The organism is Planococcus rifietoensis (assembly GCF_001465795.2).
Lineage (GTDB): Bacteria > Bacillota > Bacilli > Bacillales_A > Planococcaceae > Planococcus > Planococcus rifietoensis.
In genome coordinates, this window is sequence record NZ_CP013659.2 from 335972 (window position 1) to 358291 (window position 22320).

Sequence of the window (22320 nt, forward strand, 5' to 3'; positions counted from 1 at the left end):
AAGGAAGTGATGATAATGCCAAAGAAAAGAATCATCGATTTCAGTGAAGAACTAAATGATATGCAGACCTCCATTAGTGATTTATCGAGCACGATGGAGAGGCTTGATAATAATGCAGAAGAACAATCCGACCTATTAAAGGAATTAGAACGAAGACTTTCCGATATAGATCCTTCTTTTATTGCTGAACCTGCTAAATTTAGCGAACATCCTTTCAAAGTTTATTCCAGTCAATATTTCCTTGAACAGTCAGAAGAGATTGAGGAAAGAATTACGCAGGAAGTACATAGCAACTTTCAACTGCTGCCTCCAATGACCAAACTAGATTACATAGTAGCAACAATCATAGGAGCTATTGCAGCATTGGTGGATATTTTATTAGTCAAAATCCCCAAAGACGTGACCTACTTAGGAAAGTACACACAAGAAGGCGGTAGTTTGACGACTTGGTTACGAACACTAGGAGTTAATGAAGATGGGAAATTAAATGGTTTTCTATCGAACCTCGAAAAGAATAGCAAAGTCAGTTTTGATGCAAGCACAAAGAATGCTTTTACTGAATACGATAGAGAAGTTTCGGGCTTTTCCCCTAAAACACACCGCTTCATGTCACTAGGCCATGACCCTTTATTCGGTTTATTATTCGGAGTTTTAGATATAGTCAACGGACGGATCTCTCTTATCGATTCCAAAGGAGCGATCCATCTTATTCCTATTGAAAAATACCAAAATCCGACTTTTGAAAATATGATATTCGCCCCGTTTCTATGGATAAGCCATATTCTATCGGATGTGTGTACCAAAATGGGAGTCCCAGCTCCGGGGTGGGGATTGACTCAACTTCTTCAGTTCGGTGAATTCGGTGAAAAAGACAGAACAGTAGCAGACTTAGCACGCTATATGTACTTAGAAGGCTATGACTTAAGGCACTTCATTTCGATGGGGACCGTGCCTGGAATTGTTGAGTTGTGCACAAGGATATACTACAAGCTCACTTTGGAAAAAAGCGATCCATTTACACTTACTTATTCAAAAGATCTAAAAGAAATCCACAATAAAATCCGTTTGCAAAAACTCTTGTTCACTGCACATACCACTGCTACGGGTGGGAATGCATTGAAGATAGTAATGAATCAAGGGAATCCTCTTGCTTTCAACTACCCGCAATTAATCGCATTTACCAAACAAAGTATACAAATGTCTGTAATAAGCACCCGTGATAAAACGACAGAAAAGATTATAAGAAATAGGGAACAGATAAATCGAGAGTGGGGAAATAATTATATTTAAAAATTTATCCATCATATCTCAATCAATTACAGCACAGGATGAACTTCAAATATACTGAATAGAAAAATGTTCATACAAAGTTATGGAGTAAAAGTGTTCTTGAAAAATACCATGTTGACTGTAATGTAGTCTAAAGCATATGTAAAACAAGTAGGGAATAAATTGCAAGGGTTGCATTAATAGAAGATGTAATTAAGAGGAGCGCGTGAACCAATAAGGAAAAAGGATTAAAGGATTATGGAACAAGGATGGGGAAACATATTTTTATAGAGCCCAAGGTTTTTATTTAAACGCAGAGGAGCAACTTAATAATGGATATTATTGTGCAAAGATATTTCGACAAGTTTTTAAGAGAACACCAAATAACAGGAAGAAATGAAAGTAAGAAATTTGAAAAGTTTATAAATCACTGTGTACTTTCTACCCAAAATATTTCTAATCTAGAGTTATCAGCTGTCGACACTGGAGAAGGAGATGATTGTTCGACTGACGGAATTGCAATCTCAATAAATAATCGTTTCGTTTCAAACCTTAATGAAGTTACAGATATTATTAACTATAATATGGAAATCGAAGTTAAATTCTTCTTCATACAAACTAAGATGTCTTCGAGTTTTGATGGGAGTGAGATTCTTAACTTTGGTAATGGAGTTATTGATATCTTTAAACCTGAAGGGAAAAACCTCTTAAGAAGGAATGAGCAAATTAAAGAAAAAAGCAAGATGATTGAGAGTATACTAGATAACTTTGAAGCGTTAAAAGAGCAACCGAAATGTTTTTTATATTTTGTTACGACTGGAAAATGGGAAAATGATCAGAACTTAGTTGCTAACAGTACAAAAATAATTAGTGATTTGCAGAATCTAGAATTATTCAAAAGTATTGATTTTTTTCCTTACGGCAAGCAAGAAATCAGGAAACTTTATGAGTCTTCTAAACAGCAAAATTTTGCAGAATTTACTTTGCAAAGTAAATTAGAGATACCCTATATAGAAGGAATAAATGAAGGTTACTTAGCTTTAATGCCTGTTAGAGATTTAGTCAACCTTATTTCTGATGAAGACACTCTAAAAAAAGGTATTTTCGACTCTAATGTTAGAGATTTTCAAGGCTTAAGTGACAATAGAGTAAATCAAGAAATTAATGGAACTATTAATTCAGTAGATAATAATCGTTTTGGTTTACTAAACAATGGGGTAACTATTGTGGGTAAGTCTTTAAACAGAGGTCAAGGAAAGTACACGATAAAAAATTTCCAAGTAGTGAATGGTTGCCAAACAAGTAATGTGCTTTTTGCAAATAGAGAAAAATTAAACAGTGATATGTGGGTTAGCGTGAAAATAGTAATTACAGAAAATGATGAAATAATTAATAATATAGTTAAGGCTACGAATAATCAGACAGAAGTAGAAGAAATACAATTACAAGCTATGACAGAGTATCAATATCTACTAGAAAGTTTTTATAATACATATTCTTTTGAAGAAGAAAAATTATTTTATGAGCGGAGACTGGGGCAATACAATTCAAGGGCAGATATTGAACATTCAAGAGTTATTTCTTTTGAGGAGCAAATCAAATCTTTCTCTGCTGTTTTTTTAAACATTCCTCATAGGTCTAGTAGATTTTATAAAACTATTTTAGAAGAGATTGAAAAAAAGGTTTTTCTTAAAGGACATGAACCAATCACATATTTTACAGCTGCTTATTTAAGTTATCGGTTAGAAGATTGTTTTACAAATGATAGTATTGATCATAAATTTAAAAAGTACAAATATCATATAATCATGTTAATGCGGTTATTAATCACTAAAGGTGAGAAAATGCCACCTTTAAATTCAGACAAGGTAGTAAAGTATTGTGAAAACATTTTAACTAATATCTTTAATAGTTTTGAGGAGATACTTGAAGATACTCTTGAAATTATTGAAGTTGTAGTAAAGGACTTAGAGAGTTTTGAAAATAATAAATATCATCACATAGTTAATCAATTAATTATGTATAATGATACCGGTCTTACTTCTCAAGATTTACAAAGATTTAAAACCTTTACACATGAAATTGAAGGATATATCATTCCTTTCTATAATATGAGAATTGATGGAGATATGAGATATAATATTTACAAGTGGATTAACGATTTAAATGTAGTACTAAGTGAACACAACTTTTTAGAAGAAGTTAAAATTATCAAAGATCTGGAAAAGGAACTAAACGACGAGTCTAGAGAGAATAGAAAATTGTTTTCTGATTTAATTCATCAAATCGTAATTGATTTACAAACGTACTGTACGGAACAAATTGAGTATTCTAAACGTTATACAATACTAGATTAAATTAATGAATAACTACAGGCATAAAACGCCTGTTTGCTAAAATTGTTCAAAATTATTTAATTGAATTTTAGTAGACAAAAACTAAAGCTAGAAAAAGTTATCATACTGACTGCTAAATTATAGAATTATTAGTATTTTTATTAAAATAATATAGACCGAAAAAGTGAATCTCAAATTATAAAAAACTTTGAAGGATTTTAAGTGCTTACGAAGATCTTGAAGACAAGCGTTTGAAATATTGAAAGCTTGAAAGAACACGAGATGCGGCGCAAATGAGAAGATGTCCCCCTAAAAAAGTATGAGCGGCTTACCTCCCAGTGCAATACCTAGCAAAAGCTCTTGCTTCTCAATGCACAATTTATCGAGGACTACTACTGCTAGCCATATCTTTGGGCAATCCCGAATTATGACGAAGCCGATGTGAAATTGTGGAGAACCGTACCTTGATTGGGGTTATTGAAAGAAAGTGAGAAGTACCGAGAAGAACTATCAAGTGAAGGTCAGTTTCGGCATCTAGGCCTTGAAATACTACCATTTGAAAAGTATGAAAGACTTGGCCCAGAGGAAAATTAGCCAGCAGCACCTGGCAGAGTAAGAAGTTCTAACTGAGGGTTGTTGGAAGTGACGGAATATAACAGTGAATTTGTGTATATACCAAGAAAAGATGAAAAATTGAAATTATATCAAAAAACACCCTTTACTAAAACGTCAGCATGCAAATGCCGAACGCTTAGCAGAGGGTGTTTTAGACTTCGTTTCTACTTTACTTCGCTCCAAAAGCCACAATCCCAAAAACCTCCAAATACATTTTCAACACACCCAGCCATTGCTTGTCAGTCGCAGCGTCACATGGTCATCCGGACGGATTAGGTAAAGCGCTTCTTGCTTAAATCCTGCGTCTTTCATTCTAGCTTTCCAAGGAAACTCATGGAGTTCAAGCGACTGCGCGTGGGCAAAGTCGATGAGCTTAGGCTGGACTTTGCCATATATACATGAAGTTGCCAACCGACTGAGCGCAGCGGCGAGAAGTTATTGCCATTTGCGGTTTTGATCCACGATAAGCGCATGCCACTGTAGACTTTTCCGACTTTGCCTTTGCTCAAGAGGCAGCTGCAGTAATTGATTTGGATTTGAGAGCACGCTTTAAATGCATTTCTTTAAAAACAAAAGTCCGATCCGGGGGGGGGGGGGGGAAGTGTCCACACCGAATCGGGCTTTTCATTTAAACGGTAATTTTTGATTTTTGGGCGGTGAAATCGATGTCCGGGTAATAGGCATCTTTCACTAATAAATTCGGTCCGAGGCATTTGGCGGCTGGGCAGTGGCAGGCGATCGTTTTGGCTAATGGCCGCTCCAGCCAGCGGTCAAGCATAGCCGGCAGTGAATCGCGCTGGATGTTGCCCATCGCGGGTGTGTCGCCGAAATCGGTGACGATGACTTCGCCGGTGAAGATATTCACATTGAGCCGTGAGCGTCCGTCCGGATCATTGCGAACGGTGACGTTTTTGCTTGCGTGAATGCGGTTTAGGAGTTGAATGTCTTCGTCGTTTTGGCTGCACGGGTAAAACGGCAATGTACCGAAGAGCATCCAGACATTTTCATCGCGGGCATCGAGTAATTCGTGGATCGCTGTTCTCGTTTCATCGAGCGACAGCACTTCCAATTGGCTGGCGAAATCGCTTGGGTACATCGGATGCACTTCGTGGCGTGCGCATTTCATTTCTTCGATGATTTGCTTATGTATGTTCTTCAGGTGAGGCAATGTCCGCTTGTTCAGCATCGTTTCTGCCGAGACCATAACGCCTGCTTCTGCGAGCGCGCGACTGTTGTCGATCATGCGCTGGAACTGTTCGGCCCGGCGCTCACGGGAAGGCTTGCGTTCCATATTGGCAAATCCGCCATCGACAAAATCATCGATGGTGCCCCAGTTATGGGAAATGTGAAGGACATCCAAATAAGGGGCGATTTCCATATAACGGCCCAGCGGCATCGTCAGGTTCGAGTTCATCTGGGTGCGGACACCGCGTGCATGGGCGTATTTCAGGAGGGGCAAGACATAATTGGCGACCGATTTTTTCGAAAACATCGGCTCTCCGCCAGTCAAACTGATGGTCCGCAAATGAGGGATCTCATCGAGGCGCGAAAACAGCAGCTCGATCGGCAGTGCGTCCGGATCTTTGTGCTCAAGCATATAGCCGACCGCACAATGTTCACAGCGCATATTGCATAAATAAGTCGTGGTGAATTCGATGCTGGATAGGGTCAGTTTCCCGTGGTCTTCGATATCCATATACGCTTCCCATGGATCGTATTGAGGGGTGATCTTTTTAAGTGTTGTTGCCTGGTTTTCCATATGTATCGTACTCCTAATCATTTTTTCGACTCTTAAGTATGCGCTTTTCCTGTAGCTCACGCAAGAGCTTGTTTTAATGTGAAGTAAAGTAAGTGAACTACTTTAATTTATTCTTTTATCATTTTTTAACTAAATATTCTATTTTTTTGAGCTTTTTACTAGTAATCAAACACTTGTTCTGGTATATTAAAAGCATACCACTATGGAATGAGGTGCGTTTCGATGGTGCTAGCGATTAAAGAAGTGAACGGATTCGAAAAAGGGATTGAATACACGAGGGATCTTGAGTTTTTGTCATGCTTTACAAACGACGAACATCGGGTCGTCTCTTTAATAGATACAGATGGCAATGTTTTTTACTGGACGACGACGGAAGATTCACCTGAGTATCGAAACTTCCGGTTAAAAGCTACTTATACATTTAAAGTCAGTTATATATCGACCATACTGGGTCCTTCAAGCCCGAAGGTCATTATTGCCGACTTGAAGGACCTATCAGCTAGAAAAAGCATGTATGGCAAGGCAAAACGCTTTAAGTTAAATGCTTGATTCACATAAATCATCGCTCTGTGTTAAAACCGATTCAGGGTGTGAGCTGCATTTGCATGCAAAATAAGCCGTATCCAGAAACCTCAAGGGTTCATGGATACGGCTTTTTTTGTTTTCATTGCTGTCTCAATCTCATTTCGCTCCAAACGCCACAATTTCAAAAGACTCCAGGTACATGTTTAACACACGCAGCCATTGCTTATCAGTCGCAAGCGCCACGTGGCCATCCGGCCGGATCAGGTAGAGCGCATCTCGCTTAAATCCCGCGTTTTTCATTTTGGATTCCCAGGCAAACTCATGAAGCGCCAGCGACTGCGAGCGGGCAAAGTCGATGAGTTCAGGAGTCGCTTTTCCGTAGATATGGATTTGCCAATCGACTGAACGCAGCGGCGCGAAATTATCGCCGTTTGCGGTTTCGATCCATGGTAAGCGCATGCCGGCGTATACTTTGCCGGCTTTGCCTTTACTTAACAGGCTGTGGCGGTAATTGATGTGGATTTGAGACAAAATCCGAAATGCATTTTTGGAAGCGAACGGAAATGTGAAGACCGACGGCAAGACGTAAGGGACGGCGTACTCCCGGAGTAAGGTCCCGGGCAGTTTTTGGTTGACGATTGTCTGGAATGCTTTGTCGGTCGTCGCGATCAAGCGGCGCGCAAAGGCGATGCGCTCTTGTTCGTAAGTGCCCAATATGATGGGATTCGCTTTCCCTTGAACGACCGCTGCGAGTTTCCAGCCGAGGTTGATGGCGTCGCCGATGCCGGTGTTCATGCCTTGTCCGCCGGTCGGGCTGTGCAAGTGGCCGGCGTCACCCAGGATGAAGATGCGCCCTTTGGTGAATTTTTCGCTGACGCGGTTGTGGACGCGGTAAGTCGAAAACCAATTGACCTTGGCCGCGCGCACGCCGATTTTATTTTCCACATAGTCGGTGATTTCGCTGTATTCAACATCGGTGCGATCGTTGAATTCCTCTGGCACGATGCCGAGTATGCGTTTCGTGTGGGCATTGCGGACGTTCATATAGAGCATAAAGCCGTCATTGTCCATATACATGTCCATCTTTTCCATGTCATCGACCGGCTTCTCGGTTTCGATATCGGCGACGAAGAACAATTGCTTGTACGTGCCGCCCGGAAAGTCGAGATCCAGCCCTTTTCGGACCATGCTGCCGGCGCCGTCGCAGCCGCATACATAGGCGAATTCCGCTATTTCCACTGGCTCTCCAAGTTGTTGCATGACGGTGTTCACGCCATCTTCTGTGTTTTCAAATGAAATCAACTCAGTGTTCCATTCCACTTCAACGCCGATCTTGCTTAATTCGTCGACGAGAATTTCTTCGTGATCGTCTTGCGGCAAGCTCAAGATAAACGGAAACGGGCTCTGCCCTTTGCCGAGCTCATGGAATTTCACTTGGGCCCGCACTTTTTTGCCGTCGCTGACATCGAGCGATAAAATCGGATGCCCGCGTTTGATGTTGCGTTCAGCGAGGCCGAATTGCTCGTAATGCTCCAAGATGCGCGCGTGCACGGCGAGTGCACGGGATGCGGTGCCAGTTCCTGAATTTCGATCAATGATGCGAAACGGCACGCCTTGACGCGCCAGGCTATAGGCCAGAGCCAGGCCAGTGGGGCCCGCTCCAACGATTAAGATTTGTGGGTTCATGATATAGACCTCCTAATGAGTATCACGCCTGTGGATTGATTTGGTTTCAAGTATCGGGTAAAGCAATAAATTCGCGTATAAAAAAGTTGAAGCACGTGATACCGAACAAAAAAACCTTGTACAGCTACTATATCCTTAATTGAGGGGTTTCAAGCATGTCCTTTTGCAAGAAACGGTTTTAAACAAGTCCATTTATTGTCTATCCATTGCTATTTCCACTGTGTGAACATGGCGGGGATGTTTTTCATTCCTATAAAGCATGCGGAATGGGTTGAACCGAGAAATGGTTCTTCCTGTTGCTTTATGTAAGGAGGGATAAAGGTTACAGCAGATAAATACTAGAAAAGCGTATACGGTTTCCTTGGAAGGAGACCGCATACGCTCGTTTTTCGTGCCTTGAATAGGTTCTGTTCAGAAATGTTATTTATTGAAATCAAACGTGACGCCGGTCAGCTTTTCTGACACTTCCCAGAGTTTCTGGCGGACTGCCTCATCATTCACTGCCGGATCCGGTTTTTCTAACGTCGGATAGCCTCTGCGTTGGCCTTTGCCATCCGGCCCGATGTATTCGCCGCCAGTTAGGCTAGAGGCCGTAGCGGCGTAGACGGTTGGGAGCGCGCCCATCGTGGCAGGCTGCAAATAGCGGTTCATAAGGCCTTTGAAGATGCGAGGCATTTCCCGGCCGCCGATTTTAAACAGATTGGTCGAAGAAATCCCGGGGTGGCAAGCAATGCTCAGCGTCGATAAGCCATGTTGCTTGAGCCGCTTGTCGAGTTCAGTGGCAAACATTAAATTCGCCAACTTGCTTTGGCCGTAAAACTTCATCGCTTTATAGCCTTTTGAGCCGTCCAGGTTATCAAAGTCAATGGCAGCATTGCGGTGTGCCAGACTGCTGAGTGTCACCACCCGCGAATTCTCGGTGTGGATCAGCAACGGCAAGAGCAAGCCGGTCAAAGCAAAATGCCCAAGATGGTTGCTGCCGAACTGCAGCTCAAAGCCGTCTTTCGTCTTTGCATAAGGAGGCGTCATGACGCCCGCATTGTTGATCAGCAAATCGAGTGAATTGAAGCGGCTGCTGAAGGTTTCGGCAAAAGCCTGTACGCTCTCCAAATCGGACAAGTCGAGTTTCATTACTTCAATAGGTGCTTTGGGAAATTCTTCTCTAATTTCTTGTTCAGCTGCTTGTCCTTTGTCGAGATCACGGACAGCCAAGATAACACGTGCCCCTAATCGGACGAAGGTTTTAGCTGTTTCCAGTCCGAGTCCGCTATTGGCCCCTGTAATAATGGCCGTTTTTCCTGTCATTGTATTAAATTCCACAAGCTCAGCTCCTAGTGTGATAGATTCTACTTAAAATGTACCCTAATGTAGCTTTTGATAATCGGGTGAGAAAATGTCCCTGTGTACGACACAATTCTAAACGATTCTGACAATACGCTACAATTTATCGTTTATATATGAAGGATTCAGGGCGGAGCTTTCTGTATTCCTGATTGATAAAGTCGCAGAAGAAAGAGCAGCGCCGAAAAAAAGGCGCTGCTCACAGTTGTTTGGTCTGGTTAATTCCTCAAAATGATAAAGACTAAATAAACGATATAGATGGCGGCCAAGAGCCCACCTTCGATCCTCGAAACCGTGTACTTGGTTCTGGAGAGAATCATCAACAAAATAGTCACGGCGATCATCAGAAAGATGTCCGTAAAGATTTTCGAGTCGACGGTTAACGGATGAATCACGGCCGAAGTGCCCAATACAAAGAAGATGTTGAAGATATTGCTGCCGATGATATTCCCTAACGCGATGTCGACTTGTCTTTTCAGCGCGGCCGTTATTGAAGTAACCAGTTCGGGGAGCGAGGTGCCGACCGCGACGATCGTCAAGCCGACCAAGGTTTCGCTCATTCCAAGTGAAAGGGCAATTTGGACGCTGTTATCGACGACGAGGCTGCCGCCGAAGATGATGCCGGCCAGCCCGCCGATGGTTAACAGCGAATTTTTCAGCCTGGATTTGTTCGCGGTGTCAGCGTGCGTGTCTTCATTACTCCGGCGGTCTTTCCGCGCCACTTCGAAGATATAATAAAGAAAGATGGCGAAGAACAGCAACAGTACAATGCCTTCTGTTCTGGTGATGAGGTTGCTGTCCAAAGATTGGAGCTGCTGGTCGCTGATCAACACGAGCAATGCCACGGCGCTGAGCAAGGCGAATGGTATTTCTTTACGGATCGTGTCGCTCTGGACCATCAACGGGAAAACGAGCGCAGTGGCTCCTAAGATGAGCGTGATGTTGAAGATATTGCTGCCGACGACGTTCCCAATCGCGACTTCACTGCTTCCTTCCAAGGCGGCAATAAAGCTGACGGAAGCTTCCGGCGCGCTGGTACCGAACGCGACAACCGTCAAGCCGATCAATAGCGGCGAAACCCTCAAACTTTGCGCTATTTTTGACGCTCCTTCTACAAAAAAGTCGGCGCCTTTGATTAACAGAGCGAAGCCAACCAATAATAAAACGTAAGTCATCAGGCCATCACGTCCTTCCTGTTTTTCTGTTTAATATGACTCAATCCTTTCTATGACCATACCCTTTAAACGAGTTCAAATCCAATGAAAACCGACACTGTTTAACGGGATGATGTTGGAAATAAAGGATCAAATCCGCTGTCTGTTATTCGCGTAAATAGGTTGCAGGATTGAGCCGCTCCGGAGAAATGAAATTTAAACAAGGAGCAAGCAGAACAGCGTGATAGAATAACAGAGAGTGAAACAGAAAATAAACGGAGTTGCCTTGTCTAATCTGAAGTGCAGCAACCATAAATGATAGATGAGTTGAAGGGATGGATAGCAAAATGAATAAAATGGTCGAACAAAAAATGAACGAGATGACAGACGTCTTTAACAGCCTGCCGAATTGCCGGGTTGAGACAAGTGAGGACGGTAAGGTATTGATCTTAAGCGACACCCCGGTTCCGTGGAGTGACATGATTGATAAGCGTGACGCGCATTCAGAATATAAAATCGGATCCATCACGCCTCATAAAGCGGCGCTCGGCCTTTATATTGATTTCCCGCATAATCTGTTGGATATTGACCGGGTGGAAGACATCGTCGATCCCGAAATCACCTTGACTTACTTTGAGCCAGGCACGAAAACGTCCACGGCGAAAAGCTGGTGGCGGTTCCGCTCAGACGAGAAATTCGACAGTGTCCATATGGTTCTGAGAAAAACCGAACTGGAGCTGTATGATTTCACGAGAGACGACTGGGTCGGATTAATGGAAGAGATTACAGCTGTTCATAAATGAATCACCTAACAAGTATTACTTGATGAAAAAGCCGTATCCGGCAAGCTCTGAGCTTGCCAGATACGGCTTTTGTATATTCATAATAATAGAATTTATGTTAAAAGACTTATAATAGTAGATATTTTTGTTATTTTTAAATACTATAGAACTAATAAAGTTAATGATTAAGGGGGGAGAATTATGCTAGAAGAGGAATTTAAACGCATAAAAGAAGCGACGTATTTATCTGCGGAGAAAAGTGGAACATACAGAACGATTTTACGTTTCTTTTATATTCAGCATGAAAGAATGAAGGAGTTTTTACTGCCAGAGGAGGTGTTTGCGCATCTCAAAGAATATATAACTTTTGAGGATTATGCGATAGAAGAACTCCATATGGATTTGACGCAGCTGGTGAAATGGGGCAATTTATTCGCTCAACAGGAGAGTGGAAATGTTCGCACAATCGAGGAATTCAAGAAGCGCCGTTTTCGTTATCAGTGTACCCCATATACCGTGGAGTTCGAGCGTATGCTCACCGGATTGGAAAGAAGCGATACGTTTAGCGGTTCGCTAGAAAAAACGCAGTTCGATCGCTTATACAAATGCCTGAAGAGTATTGAAGTATTTTCGAAAGATGATGATGATGAAAAGTGTGCACAGTATTGGGATGATGTTCTGACTTATTTCAATAAAATCCGGCAGAACACATCTGATTATTTCGCATACCTCCGCAGTGAAGATGCGAGTGAACAAATGAAATCGGAAGCGTTTCTTCTATATAAAGATAGCTTCACAGCCTACTTGCGAGATTTTATCATTGCGCTGCAGCAAACTGCTTCACAAATACAAGGACTTTTGCAGTCACTTGATCACCGACATATGGCATCGTTTTTCGAGAAAGTCGACCGTCATGAGGGAAAAACATTCCGCTTCGAACAGAATGACACGGAAGCAATTACCGTAATGCTAGAGAAATGGGCCAACATTAGAGATTGGTTCCTTGGTGGCGAAGATAGCCAATACGAAACGATCCAACGACAGACGAACGAAGCGATCCGCCGTATCACGCGTACCGTGCAAAGATTGGGTGAGCGCAATCAGCAATTTCGGAGCAGGAAAGACGATTATTTGCATCTGGCTAATTGGTTTGCAGGAATGGAATCAGTCGATGAAGCGCATAAGTTGTCTTCAGTTGTCTTTGGTGTTTTTCACACTCGTCATTTTCATTCAGATCATATTCCTACCGATGATATCTATACAGAGACGTGGGAAGAACAACCAATGATTCACGAAACACTCCCTCGGGTTCTAAAATACGGAGAGAAAACAAAGCCGACTGAAATGTCGGATCACACAGAACGAAAGGAAGAAGCAAAGCGGCAGCATCTTAAACGTCGTAACGAGGAAAAACGGGTTATCGAGCAGTACATGAATGGCAGCGAAATTCTTCTCCACGAATTGCCCTCCGTGGAGCCATATGTTCGTAAATTGCTATTGTCATGGATTGCCAAGGCAATGGTGAGAGAAGACCGGATAATTCAAACGGAATACGGTACGAAAGTAGAAGTTACGCTTGATTCGCATGAAACGGTCTTGCTTAAATCGTCAGATGGCACGATTGAAATGCCTAATGCCCGTTTCCGCTTTATCCGGGAAGAGGTGAGGTCATGAATGTGAGAGAAGAATATTTTGACGAACAGACGGAAGAAGCACTCGGACTGTTATTTGAGAAGTTTTGGATTTTACGAGCGGAAGACCCCAATGCTTACAAGCAGATTCAGGAGCGGGAACACAAATTAAAGCGCTACATCAGCGAAAAGTTTGGCTTTGATCTAATTATTCGACAGCATTTTATCAAGATGGAGAAAGTACCGGTTGAACCGAAAAGTTGGATGGGTATTCAAGTATTCCAAGAGCCAATGGACTATGCTATTTTCTGCTGTGCACTTGCTTTTACGGAACAAAAAGCAGTAAGTGAGCAGTTTCTGCTATCAGACTTAACAGAAAGTATCCAGGAAATTTATAGTGGTGATTTTCCACTTGATTGGACAGATTATCGGCATCGCAAATCACTGGTGCGTGCATTGAAAGAAATCGCCCAGTTGAAGCTGATTCGTACAATTGACGGAAACGTAGAATTGTTTCAGTCGGATGGTGGAGAAGAAGTATTGTATGAAGTCACGATTTATGCCCGCTATTTTATGCGCTCGTATCCGGATGACCTATTCCGATTCAATTCAATTGAAGAGATTTTGGAAAGCGAATGGCAACGACATCTAGATGATCAACGGCGCAAGCGCGTCTATCGAAAGCTTATGTTTTCACCCGTGGTGCATCGCAATGGAGAGGCAGATGCAGATTTTGCTTATATCCGTAACTATCGAAACTCGCTGCGTGATGATTTAGAAGCACACCCGCCGTTTAGACTCGAAGTATTCAAGAATGCGGCAATGCTGACTTTACCTGAGCGGAAACAACGATATACATTTTTGCCGGACCAGCGTGGTATCAGTAGTGTCGCACTGCACGTGGCAGCATATTTGCGTGAAGAGGAAAATTTTGAAGTGACAGAGCTTGGCGAAGTCCGGCTGCCGCGTCAAACATTTGAAGCAATTGTGAGACAAGTTAAGGAGCGACATGGTCATGGTTGGAGTAAACAGCATCGCGATGAGACAGATAAAGAGACAGTCGCATCGCTTCTTTCCATGTGGCAGGAATGGGAACTTGCAGAAGTAGATAAGGAGCAGGAAGTAATCGTCATCCGTTCCGGCGCAGCGCGGATGATCGGCCATTACCCAAAAGACTATATGAAAGAAGTGAAGCGAAGTGACGAATAAATGGAAAATGAATCGGGCAGGATTGTTGAATTTCTGGTATTACGATGAAGAGACATTTGATTTTGAAGATGGAAAACTCTTACTACGTGGCAGTAACGGCTCGGGTAAGTCAGTCACAATGCAAAGCTTTCTACCGGTCTTACTAGATGGGAAAAAATCCCCTGACCGATTGGACCCTTTTGGATCTAGATCACGTCGAATGGAAGATTATTTACTCGGTGAAAAAGAGATAACCAACCGGGAAGAACGGACCGGCTATTTATTCCTCGAGTATAAAAGACAGGGTACGGATCAGTATGTAACGACAGGTATCGGCATGCAGGCAAAGCGTGGCAAAGAATTGAAATCATGGGGATTTGTTATTACCGATAATCGCCGAATCGGTGTCGATCTGGAACTGTTCAAGGTGGAAAATCAGAACGGGAAGTTGGCGAAAATACCAAGATCCCGCATCGAACTGGAAAATCTTATCGGCACGGGTGGAGAAGTCGTTAAGACGAATCAGGAATATATGGCACTTGTGAACAAGTACGTATTCGGCTTTTCAACAATGGATGCATATAAAGAATTGATCGAGCTGCTCCTCCAGCTTAGAAGTCCGAAACTGTCGAAGGATTTCAGGCCGACTGTCATTTATGAAATCTTGGAGAATGCCTTACCTCCTTTGACTGACGAAGACCTTCGTTATCTGTCCGATTCGATTGAGCAAATGGATCAGACGAAACAGCAAATTGAACAGCTCGATAGGGAAGTGAAAGCACTTAGCAAACTGACGAAAGCGTATGATGCTTACAACCATAGAATTTTGGCCGACCAAATTGAAGAACTGAAAAGGGCTATATTGCGAGTGAAGAAAGAAAAGGAAGACGAGAAGGCGATGGTGGCGTCACTTCGAATACTAGAGTCAGTTATTCTTTCGATTGAGCAAGAACTCAGAGAACATGAGCAGCGCGAGAAAGCGCTCAAGCAGACGAAAGACCGGCTAACAGGTCATCGGATGTGGGGGCTGGAAGCGGAACGAGAGAAATTACTGAAATCGCAGTCTGACAATCAAAATAAGTTTAAGCGCGAAAACAATCGACTTGCAACCTATGAAAATAAAGAACGACAAAGTAAACAGGTGATTGAAGATACAGAAGAAACGCTCAACGAACAGCTTGGCAGACTGAAAGACCATTTGCAGGACATGGCATATGAAGGAGAAATGAGTGGATTCGGACAGCATGAGCAGAACGCAGCAGATTTTGGACGTTATTTGGAAGAAAAATTTTCGTTTGGCACATGGGAAAGAGAAACGGCTGCTCATCATAAGCGGCTAGAGGAAGCCCGAGGTAAACTACAGACATTTGAAGCGCTGAAAGAGAAAATTGCCGAGAAGCGTAAAGAAATCAGCAATATTGAGCATCAGCGTGACGAAAAAAAGCAAGAGGCAAAAGGCTGGAACGATACATTTGAAGAAGATAAGCAAAAAAAGTTGAACGAATTCCACTTATGGGCACAAACTTATAACCAATACGGGATCGCTGGAACTGCGCACCAGCAAGCATCTCGTCTTTTGGGTGAACTGTATGTGGACAGTTCATATAGTGAGGTGAAACAATCCTATCTACCATTTGTACAAGCATATGATGATAAGCTGCAACTCAAAAGACTGAAGCAAGAAAACGAGCTGAACGTTCAAAAAGACAAACTGGCGGATAAAAAAACTGAGCTTGAAGAGAGAAAAGCACAGCGTGATCCGGAGCCGGAACGCCAGCCGGCAACGGTCGAAGCAAGGCAAGTCCTTTTGGAAAAAGGTGTGGTATTTGCACCTCTCTATGAGCTAGTGGAATTTCAACCGAATGTATCGGAGGGAATGCAAAAACGTCTGGAAGCGGCGCTTATTGATGCTGGACTGCTTGATGCATTAGTAACGGAACAGGCGGTCGATATTTTACATGACCGCGTATTGGAAGAAGCACCGGTTATGCTCGCCCACACACTCGTTGATTATCTGAAGCCGGACACTGGACAGACCGGAATATCGGTTGAACAGGTGGAAAAAGTATTGCAAAGCATACTCGTCGGTGACCACGATAGTACGACGGGGATAGGAGAAGACGGCACATACTCACTCGGTATTCTAAATGGTCACGCCGTACCAGTCGAGCATGTACGCTATATCGGACGAGAAGCACGTCGACGTTTCCGTGAGCGGCTTATCCAGGAACTGGAGCTGGAAATCGCGTCGATAAAAGAGCGGATTAATGTATTTGTAGCAAAACAGGAAGCGACAGCCACTGAACTGGCTAACTCTAAAATAGCCTGGAGTACATTTCCAGAAGACCTAGATTTAAAAACAAGTTTCAATGAAAAAAGGGAAGCAGAGCGTCAAATCCAATTCTTGGACAGTCAAATAGAGCAGGCAGCTGAGGGGCTCCGGAAGATGGACAAGGACTTTCAGCAGTTGAAACGGGATGTGTACGAAGTAACTCAAACACTTTCATTGGAAACAACAGCAGAATCGTACCGTGAAGCGCTCGGATTTTTACGGACATACGAAAAGCAATTGGCAGAGCTTAAAAATCAACATCTCATACGTCTTCATGATGCTGAAAGTTTGAGAAAAGAACAAGAGCAGCTGAAGTATTTAGTAGAGGACATTGATGAACTGAAAGGCGAACTGAATATGCTGGAAGACACTCTTGCTATTGCCAGCCAATCTCTTCAGCATCTGGATGAACAACTGGAGGAGGAAGGGGCCAACGACATACGGAAACAGATTCGCTCTGTTCAACATGAGCTACGGCAAATCGAAGAAGTTTTAGCCGATCGGCGTACTACTCTGCCGCAGCGAAAAGCCGAGAAAACAGCATTGAGTGATCAACTTTCGGTTTCCTCTAAAAGACTCGCTTTTTGGAGAAACATGCAGACGAGTTGGGAAGAAGCGGTGCGGGGAGAACTTAAGCGCGGATTTATTTCATTAAAGGAAAGCGTATGGCAAGATGTGACTAAAGTAGAAGCGGCATTATTAGTGGATGTCTCGAAAGATAAAAGCCAGATTGAACGAAAACTTACAAACGTATTTTACGAAGTGCAGACAGACCTTGCTGAACACCGCATGCGTGAGCGAAGCGTGAAGTGGGAATTAGAAGACTGGATGGCGGGCGTCGACGCAGATGAGTTGTTACCAATCATCGATCAGTGGCGTCAAAAGACATCACGCCGAATCATTGAATTCGATAATCGTGGCATATCGGTAACACCTTATTCCCTGTATAAAGAAATTGGAGATGCGCAACTCCTACAGGAAAATCGCTTGAACGAACAAGATAAAGAATTGTATGAGGAAATTCTATTCAACTCGGTTGGTCATAAACTGCGCAGCCGAATCCGCCGGGCGGAGAACTGGACTGAAGGGATGAAGAAATTAATGGAAAGTCGCGATTCGTCTTCCGGTCTAAAGTTCTCTATCCGGTGGAAACCAAGAAGCGCGGACTCTGAAAGCCAGCTAGATACAACAGACTTGGTAGCGTTACTTAAGCAGGATGCACGATTGCTCAAGGAAGAAGATATAGAACGAATTTCTACCCACTTTCGTTCGAAAATCGAAATGGCAAAGCAGTGGATGCTAGAGAAAGGAGAAGGACAGACACTCCTGCAAGTGCTGAAGCATGTCTTGGACTACCGCAAGTGGTTTTCGTTCGAACTATCGTATGAACGACCAAACGAAAAGAAACGTGAGCTCACAAACCATAAATTTTTCACATTCAGTGGCGGTGAAAAAGCGATGGCGATGTACATTCCGTTGTTCACGGCGTGCTACTCGCGATATCTTGAAGCAGCTGATAGCGCGCCGTACATCATTACGCTAGACGAAGCATTTGCGGGCGTAGATGAGAACAATATCAATGAAATGTTCGAGGTCGTCGAACAGCTAGGGTTTGACTACATCATGAATTCTCAAGTTCTATGGGGAGATTATGAGACGGTCAGCAGGCTATCGGTTTGCGAACTAGTTCGGCCTCGAAATGCAGATTTTGTGACTGTGATTCGCTATAAATGGGATGGCCGTGCACTTGTCGCAGTGACAGATACGGAAAGGGATTGGCAGAATGAATAAGGAGATAATCTGCCAAGCTGTCACTTACTTTCAAAGTACTCCTGTGTACCACAAGCTGTTTAGTGAATTTCGAGCAAAAATCGAATCGCTTGGTCGAATAGGTGGTACCGTGAATATTGAAGATTATTCTGCGGAGGAGCTGGAATCACTAACACTTTTTTTCGGAGAGATGGGAAATAAGAAAGCAATTCCCCTCATTGCATTCGATGAGCGGTTGCAGGAAACGAAGTTTGTAGACATTCATCTACCTGAATTGCTTGAAGTGTTTTTCGGTGAACCGATTCGTTTTAATAAAGATGTGCGGAAAGAGAAGAGGGACAAGGAAGAGGAAATGCTTAAGAAATTAGGAGTTACTTATCCTGTGCTGAACGGTTACTTCAATTATCTTAGTAAGCGAACAGCTGACTCCCACTGGATTATCCGACTTCTGTTAACTGACAGTTTTACTTTGAGTGCCCAATTTCTTGCGAAGGCAGCGAATGCGCTACCACAGAAGTTTGAGCGGCTCCCGTTTTTCAGTCAGAGAGTGAGCGGTAATCCACACACATTTGATTTATCGGGAATGAACGGCAAGTTGCTTATTCATTTTCTTCATTTTCGACTTTACGATGGCGGAGCACCACCTTCCGGCACGGAAGAAGTGAATGAACTCTTGCTGCAATTTCTGATTCTTCGTGATGATATTTCAAATTTTGTATCATTTGCTAATTTACTCGGAACTCAGGATGGTACAGTACATCCTGTTTGGTATGCAGCTGTTAAGACAGAAAGTGCAGTCAATATGCCACTGCGGGAACTGCTTCTGATTGATTTGGTAAAACCAGCAGTGGGGACCGATGTCTATGTCGTAGAGAATTCTGGTATTTTCTCTTCGCTGCTCGATGCGGTGCCGTCTGCTCCTCTTGTCTGTACGCATGGTCAGTTCAAGCTAGCGGGACTTCGTCTTCTCGATTTTCTTGTGGAGTCTGGGAGCTACGTTCATTATGCAGGTGACTTCGATCCAGAAGGTGTGGCAATGGCAGCCCGATTGCTTGAACGGTATCCCGAACGCGTTCGACTGTGGAAGATGGATTCAGAATCTTATGCAACTGCACTGTCGTCGTTTGAACTTGGCGACCGTGTCAAAAAAATCGGTAGTATTAAGCACCCTGATGTACAGGAAATACTGGCGATGATGCGAGAAACAAAGAAAGCGGGCTATCAAGAAGCACTGCTGGAAGAAATGGTGAATGAACTGAAAGAGAAATATTAAATATTTTAGTAATCGATTTTTGCTTTACGCCTCATAAAGCGGCGCTCGGTCTTTATATCGATTTCCCGCATAATCTGTTGGATATCGACCGAGTAGAAGACATCGTCGATCCCGAAATCACCTTGACTTACTTTGAGCCAGGCACAAAAACCTCTACCGCGAAAAGCTGGTGGCGGTTCCGGTCGGACGAGAAATTTGACAGTATCCATATGGTTTTGAGAAAAACAGAGCTGTAGTTGTATGATTTCAACAGGGAAGAATGGGTTCGATTGATGGAAGAGATCAAAGCAGTTCATAAATGATGGGGAATCGCCTCGAGATAGTTTCGTGATGAAAAAGCCGTATCCGACAAGTTTTAAACTTGTCGGATACGGCTTTTGTATTTTTAAGTAGGAACTGTTCATTGAAATTAGTGCGATTCCAGATCCGGTGCAATCAGTTTCTGCGTCGCTTGTTCATAAAAACAAGCTTTTCAATCAAGCGTGCATCGTTGAACGCCTGTGCGCTTAAGGTGACACTGACCAGATTGGCCGCTCTTGCCGGTTTCACGGCCCTCTACAGGGCTTCTAATAATAGGTAATGAACTGTTTTTAGTTATACACCATTCGGTAATTTCGTAAATTGTGATAATTTTTTAGGAGATTTAATTAAAGCTAACTTTACTTTGATAGAGGCATTCCTAAAGGTATAGGCTTCGATTTAGAAATACCGAATCAGCCATTATCTCGTCAATGACTAAAAGCCTTCCTTGAAAATGTGCTTCAAGGAGGGCTTTTGTGTATTTACGATTTTAAATAGATATCTATAACATCTGTACTTTCAATTTTGCTCCATTGAATTTCTTCAAGCAAGAAATTTTGCCCAGCAGGGATGTAAATATCTTCGTCAGTTGCAAGTTGATCCGAGGCTGTTAAACCGAAACTTTGTAAAATACGGCTATGAGATCCATCTCCTAAAATATGAGCATCATAAATTTTTGAATATGGTTTTAGATGTGGGTGACTATTTAATGTTTGATCTGATAAATCAAAAAGAGAGTGTGCTAGGTGTCTTGGTGTATTGGTATCCATAAAAATAGCAAATGCTGATTTTTTTGGAAGAGAGGCAAGTGCATCTAAGGGGAGTTGCTCATACTGAATCTTCAGGTGTAATGGCAAATTATTCTGTCTTATACCTTTCTCAATAGGAGATAGCATTAAATGGCAGAATGCTAGATAACATTTTATTGCTAAATTTTGTTGTCGTAATAAATGAGCAGTTTTCCCTAAACTTAAATAGACATTCATATTAGTTGGATCTGCATTTAAGGCTTCGATATAACAGTCTCTCGCGCCTTCTAAGTTTCCACTTCTTTTTAAAGCTACTCCTCTGTCTAGTAATTGATCAACTTGATAAGACATTTCAAATCCCCTTTAATTAATATTTTTTGTATTTCAATTTGATTATAAATCATCACTTCCATTTTTAGAATAAAATTCTAAAAAATAAAAATAAATGTAAAAATATTAATTTAACAACATAAGTTATATTGTATTAAAAAAAATATAGTTTAGAATTAAATTACACAAAACATTTCCGTTTTATGGATTTTAGTGAGGATATTGATGTTTCTTTAATTTTTAACTAACAATCGTATTTTTGTGACTTTTATCTTATGAGCTTCAAAAATACTTATATTTTGAATATGTTACTAAATATAAAATTGGAGGGAATTAGATGTACGAGAAAAGACAATTTCCCGAATATTCCTGGTCTCTATCAAGGCATAAAACGTTTTTAGAGTGTAGCCGCAAATATGCCTTTCAGTATTACATGAGTCACAACGGTTGGCTTAAAGATTCGAATGTTTTAGCAAAAGATGCATACCGCTTAAAAAATCTAACGAATCTTGAAATGTTTTTTGGGAAAATCGTTCATGAACTTATTGAAAAAATTCTTAAGAACTTTCTTGAGAATGATACAGTTCCTAATGAAGATTCGCTTAACAAAATCATTAAAAACCAGTTGAATCAAGGGTTTTGGGAGTCAATGAATAGCAAATTATTATGGGAAATGAAGCCGAAACATTATACGATGTTTCATGAAATCTACTATGAAGGGAAACTGATGTCAGAAAAAATAGAAGAAATAAAGTATCGCTTAAATGTTTGCATGAAACATTTCTTAGCAAGTCATACATTTCAAGAAATTCAAAGCAGAAACAAGACAGAAGTTTTTGAATTTGAACAATTTAGATCGATGAAATGGAACGGAATAAAGGTTTTCATTGTTATGGATATGGTATATAGAGATCTTGAAAATAATAAATGGATTATTGTTGATTGGAAAACTGGAAAAGCATCAGATGAAGATCGGGGCCAATTAGCTCTGTATGCCAAATATTTAAAAGATAAATTTAAACTCAAGGATTTTTCAGAAATAGAAGTACGTAATGAATACCTATTAGAAGGGTTCCATAAAACATACAAATTAACCCGACATGATATAGAAAATATTAATTTTGTTTTTGAATTAAGTAATGAAAAGATGAGCTTATTGTTAGAGGACCCTATTGAGAATAAACCTCTCGACTTAGAAAATTTCGAAAAAACAATTTACGAATCGAAATGTATGCGGTGTAACTTCAAAGAGCTTTGCGAGATGTATTAGGAATCAGTTA

General features: G+C 41.9%; 14 protein-coding genes. 9 read left to right on the forward strand and 5 right to left on the reverse strand.

Annotated elements, in window-relative coordinates:
• The first annotated feature begins 15 nt into the window (after positions 1-15).
• Positions 16-1290: a hypothetical protein gene (locus AUC31_RS01680; protein WP_058381679.1), complete on the forward strand. Its 1275-nt coding sequence runs from the start codon at positions 16-18 to the stop codon at positions 1288-1290.
• Positions 1291-1601: 311 nt separating this feature from the next.
• Positions 1602-3626 (forward strand): AIPR family protein, encoded by a 2025-nt coding sequence (locus AUC31_RS01685; RefSeq protein ID WP_058381678.1) that lies wholly within the window; start codon positions 1602-1604, stop codon positions 3624-3626.
• 1222 nt (positions 3627-4848) lie between these two features.
• Here AUC31_RS01685 and yfkAB read toward each other — a convergent pair.
• Positions 4849-5979, reverse strand: coding sequence for a radical SAM/CxCxxxxC motif protein YfkAB (gene yfkAB / locus AUC31_RS01690; protein ID WP_058381677.1), 1131 nt, complete (start codon positions 5977-5979; stop codon positions 4849-4851).
• A 222-nt stretch (positions 5980-6201) separates the two neighbouring features.
• Between yfkAB and AUC31_RS01695 the strand changes: the two genes are divergently transcribed.
• Positions 6202-6528: a hypothetical protein gene (locus AUC31_RS01695; RefSeq protein ID WP_058381676.1), complete on the forward strand. Its 327-nt coding sequence runs from the start codon at positions 6202-6204 to the stop codon at positions 6526-6528.
• A gap of 132 nt (positions 6529-6660) precedes the next feature.
• Here AUC31_RS01695 and AUC31_RS01700 read toward each other — a convergent pair whose 3' ends face one another.
• From AUC31_RS01700 to AUC31_RS01710, 3 genes are all read right to left on the reverse strand, one after another.
• Positions 6661-8190, reverse strand: a complete 1530-nt coding sequence (locus tag AUC31_RS01700; RefSeq protein WP_058381675.1) for an FAD-dependent monooxygenase — start codon at positions 8188-8190, stop codon at positions 6661-6663.
• Positions 8191-8610: 420 nt separating this feature from the next.
• On the reverse strand, positions 8611-9495 hold the full coding sequence (locus tag AUC31_RS01705) for an oxidoreductase (protein WP_058383698.1): 885 nt from the start codon (positions 9493-9495) through the stop codon (positions 8611-8613).
• Between the two features lie 254 nt (positions 9496-9749).
• On the reverse strand, positions 9750-10706 hold the full coding sequence (locus tag AUC31_RS01710; RefSeq protein ID WP_058381674.1) for a calcium/sodium antiporter: 957 nt from the start codon (positions 10704-10706) through the stop codon (positions 9750-9752).
• 314 nt (positions 10707-11020) lie between these two features.
• Between AUC31_RS01710 and AUC31_RS01715 the strand changes: the two genes are divergently transcribed.
• The 5 genes from AUC31_RS01715 to AUC31_RS01735 all read left to right on the forward strand — a co-directional run bounded on the left by AUC31_RS01715 (position 11021) and on the right by AUC31_RS01735 (position 19661).
• Entirely contained in the window at positions 11021-11488 is a 468-nt protein-coding gene (locus AUC31_RS01715) for a hypothetical protein (protein WP_237150682.1), read from the forward strand.
• A gap of 180 nt (positions 11489-11668) precedes the next feature.
• A complete protein-coding gene (locus AUC31_RS01720; RefSeq protein WP_058381673.1) occupies positions 11669-13141 on the forward strand; it encodes a TIGR02677 family protein in 1473 nt (490 codons plus the stop codon).
• The gene (locus tag AUC31_RS01725) at positions 13138-14307 is read left to right on the forward strand and encodes a TIGR02678 family protein (RefSeq protein ID WP_058381672.1); all 1170 of its coding nucleotides are present in this window, start codon (positions 13138-13140) and stop codon (positions 14305-14307) included. Before AUC31_RS01720 ends, AUC31_RS01725 begins: the two co-directional genes overlap by 4 nt.
• Complete coding sequence (locus tag AUC31_RS01730; protein ID WP_058381671.1) at positions 14297-18409, forward strand: TIGR02680 family protein; 4113 nt, start codon at positions 14297-14299, stop codon at positions 18407-18409. The genes AUC31_RS01725 and AUC31_RS01730 overlap by 11 nt, the downstream gene beginning before the upstream one ends.
• Positions 18402-19661, forward strand: coding sequence for a TIGR02679 family protein (locus AUC31_RS01735; protein WP_058381670.1), 1260 nt, complete (start codon positions 18402-18404; stop codon positions 19659-19661). Before AUC31_RS01730 ends, AUC31_RS01735 begins: the two co-directional genes overlap by 8 nt.
• Positions 19662-20443: 782 nt before the next feature.
• Here AUC31_RS01735 and AUC31_RS01745 read toward each other — a convergent pair.
• Entirely contained in the window at positions 20444-21061 is a 618-nt protein-coding gene (locus AUC31_RS01745) for a tetratricopeptide repeat protein (RefSeq protein WP_058381668.1), read from the reverse strand.
• Positions 21062-21377: 316 nt separating this feature from the next.
• Here AUC31_RS01745 and AUC31_RS01750 point away from each other — a divergent pair, with 316 nt between their 5' ends.
• A complete protein-coding gene (locus AUC31_RS01750) occupies positions 21378-22310 on the forward strand; it encodes a PD-(D/E)XK nuclease family protein (protein ID WP_083509103.1) in 933 nt (310 codons plus the stop codon).
• Positions 22311-22320: the final 10 nt, after the last annotated feature.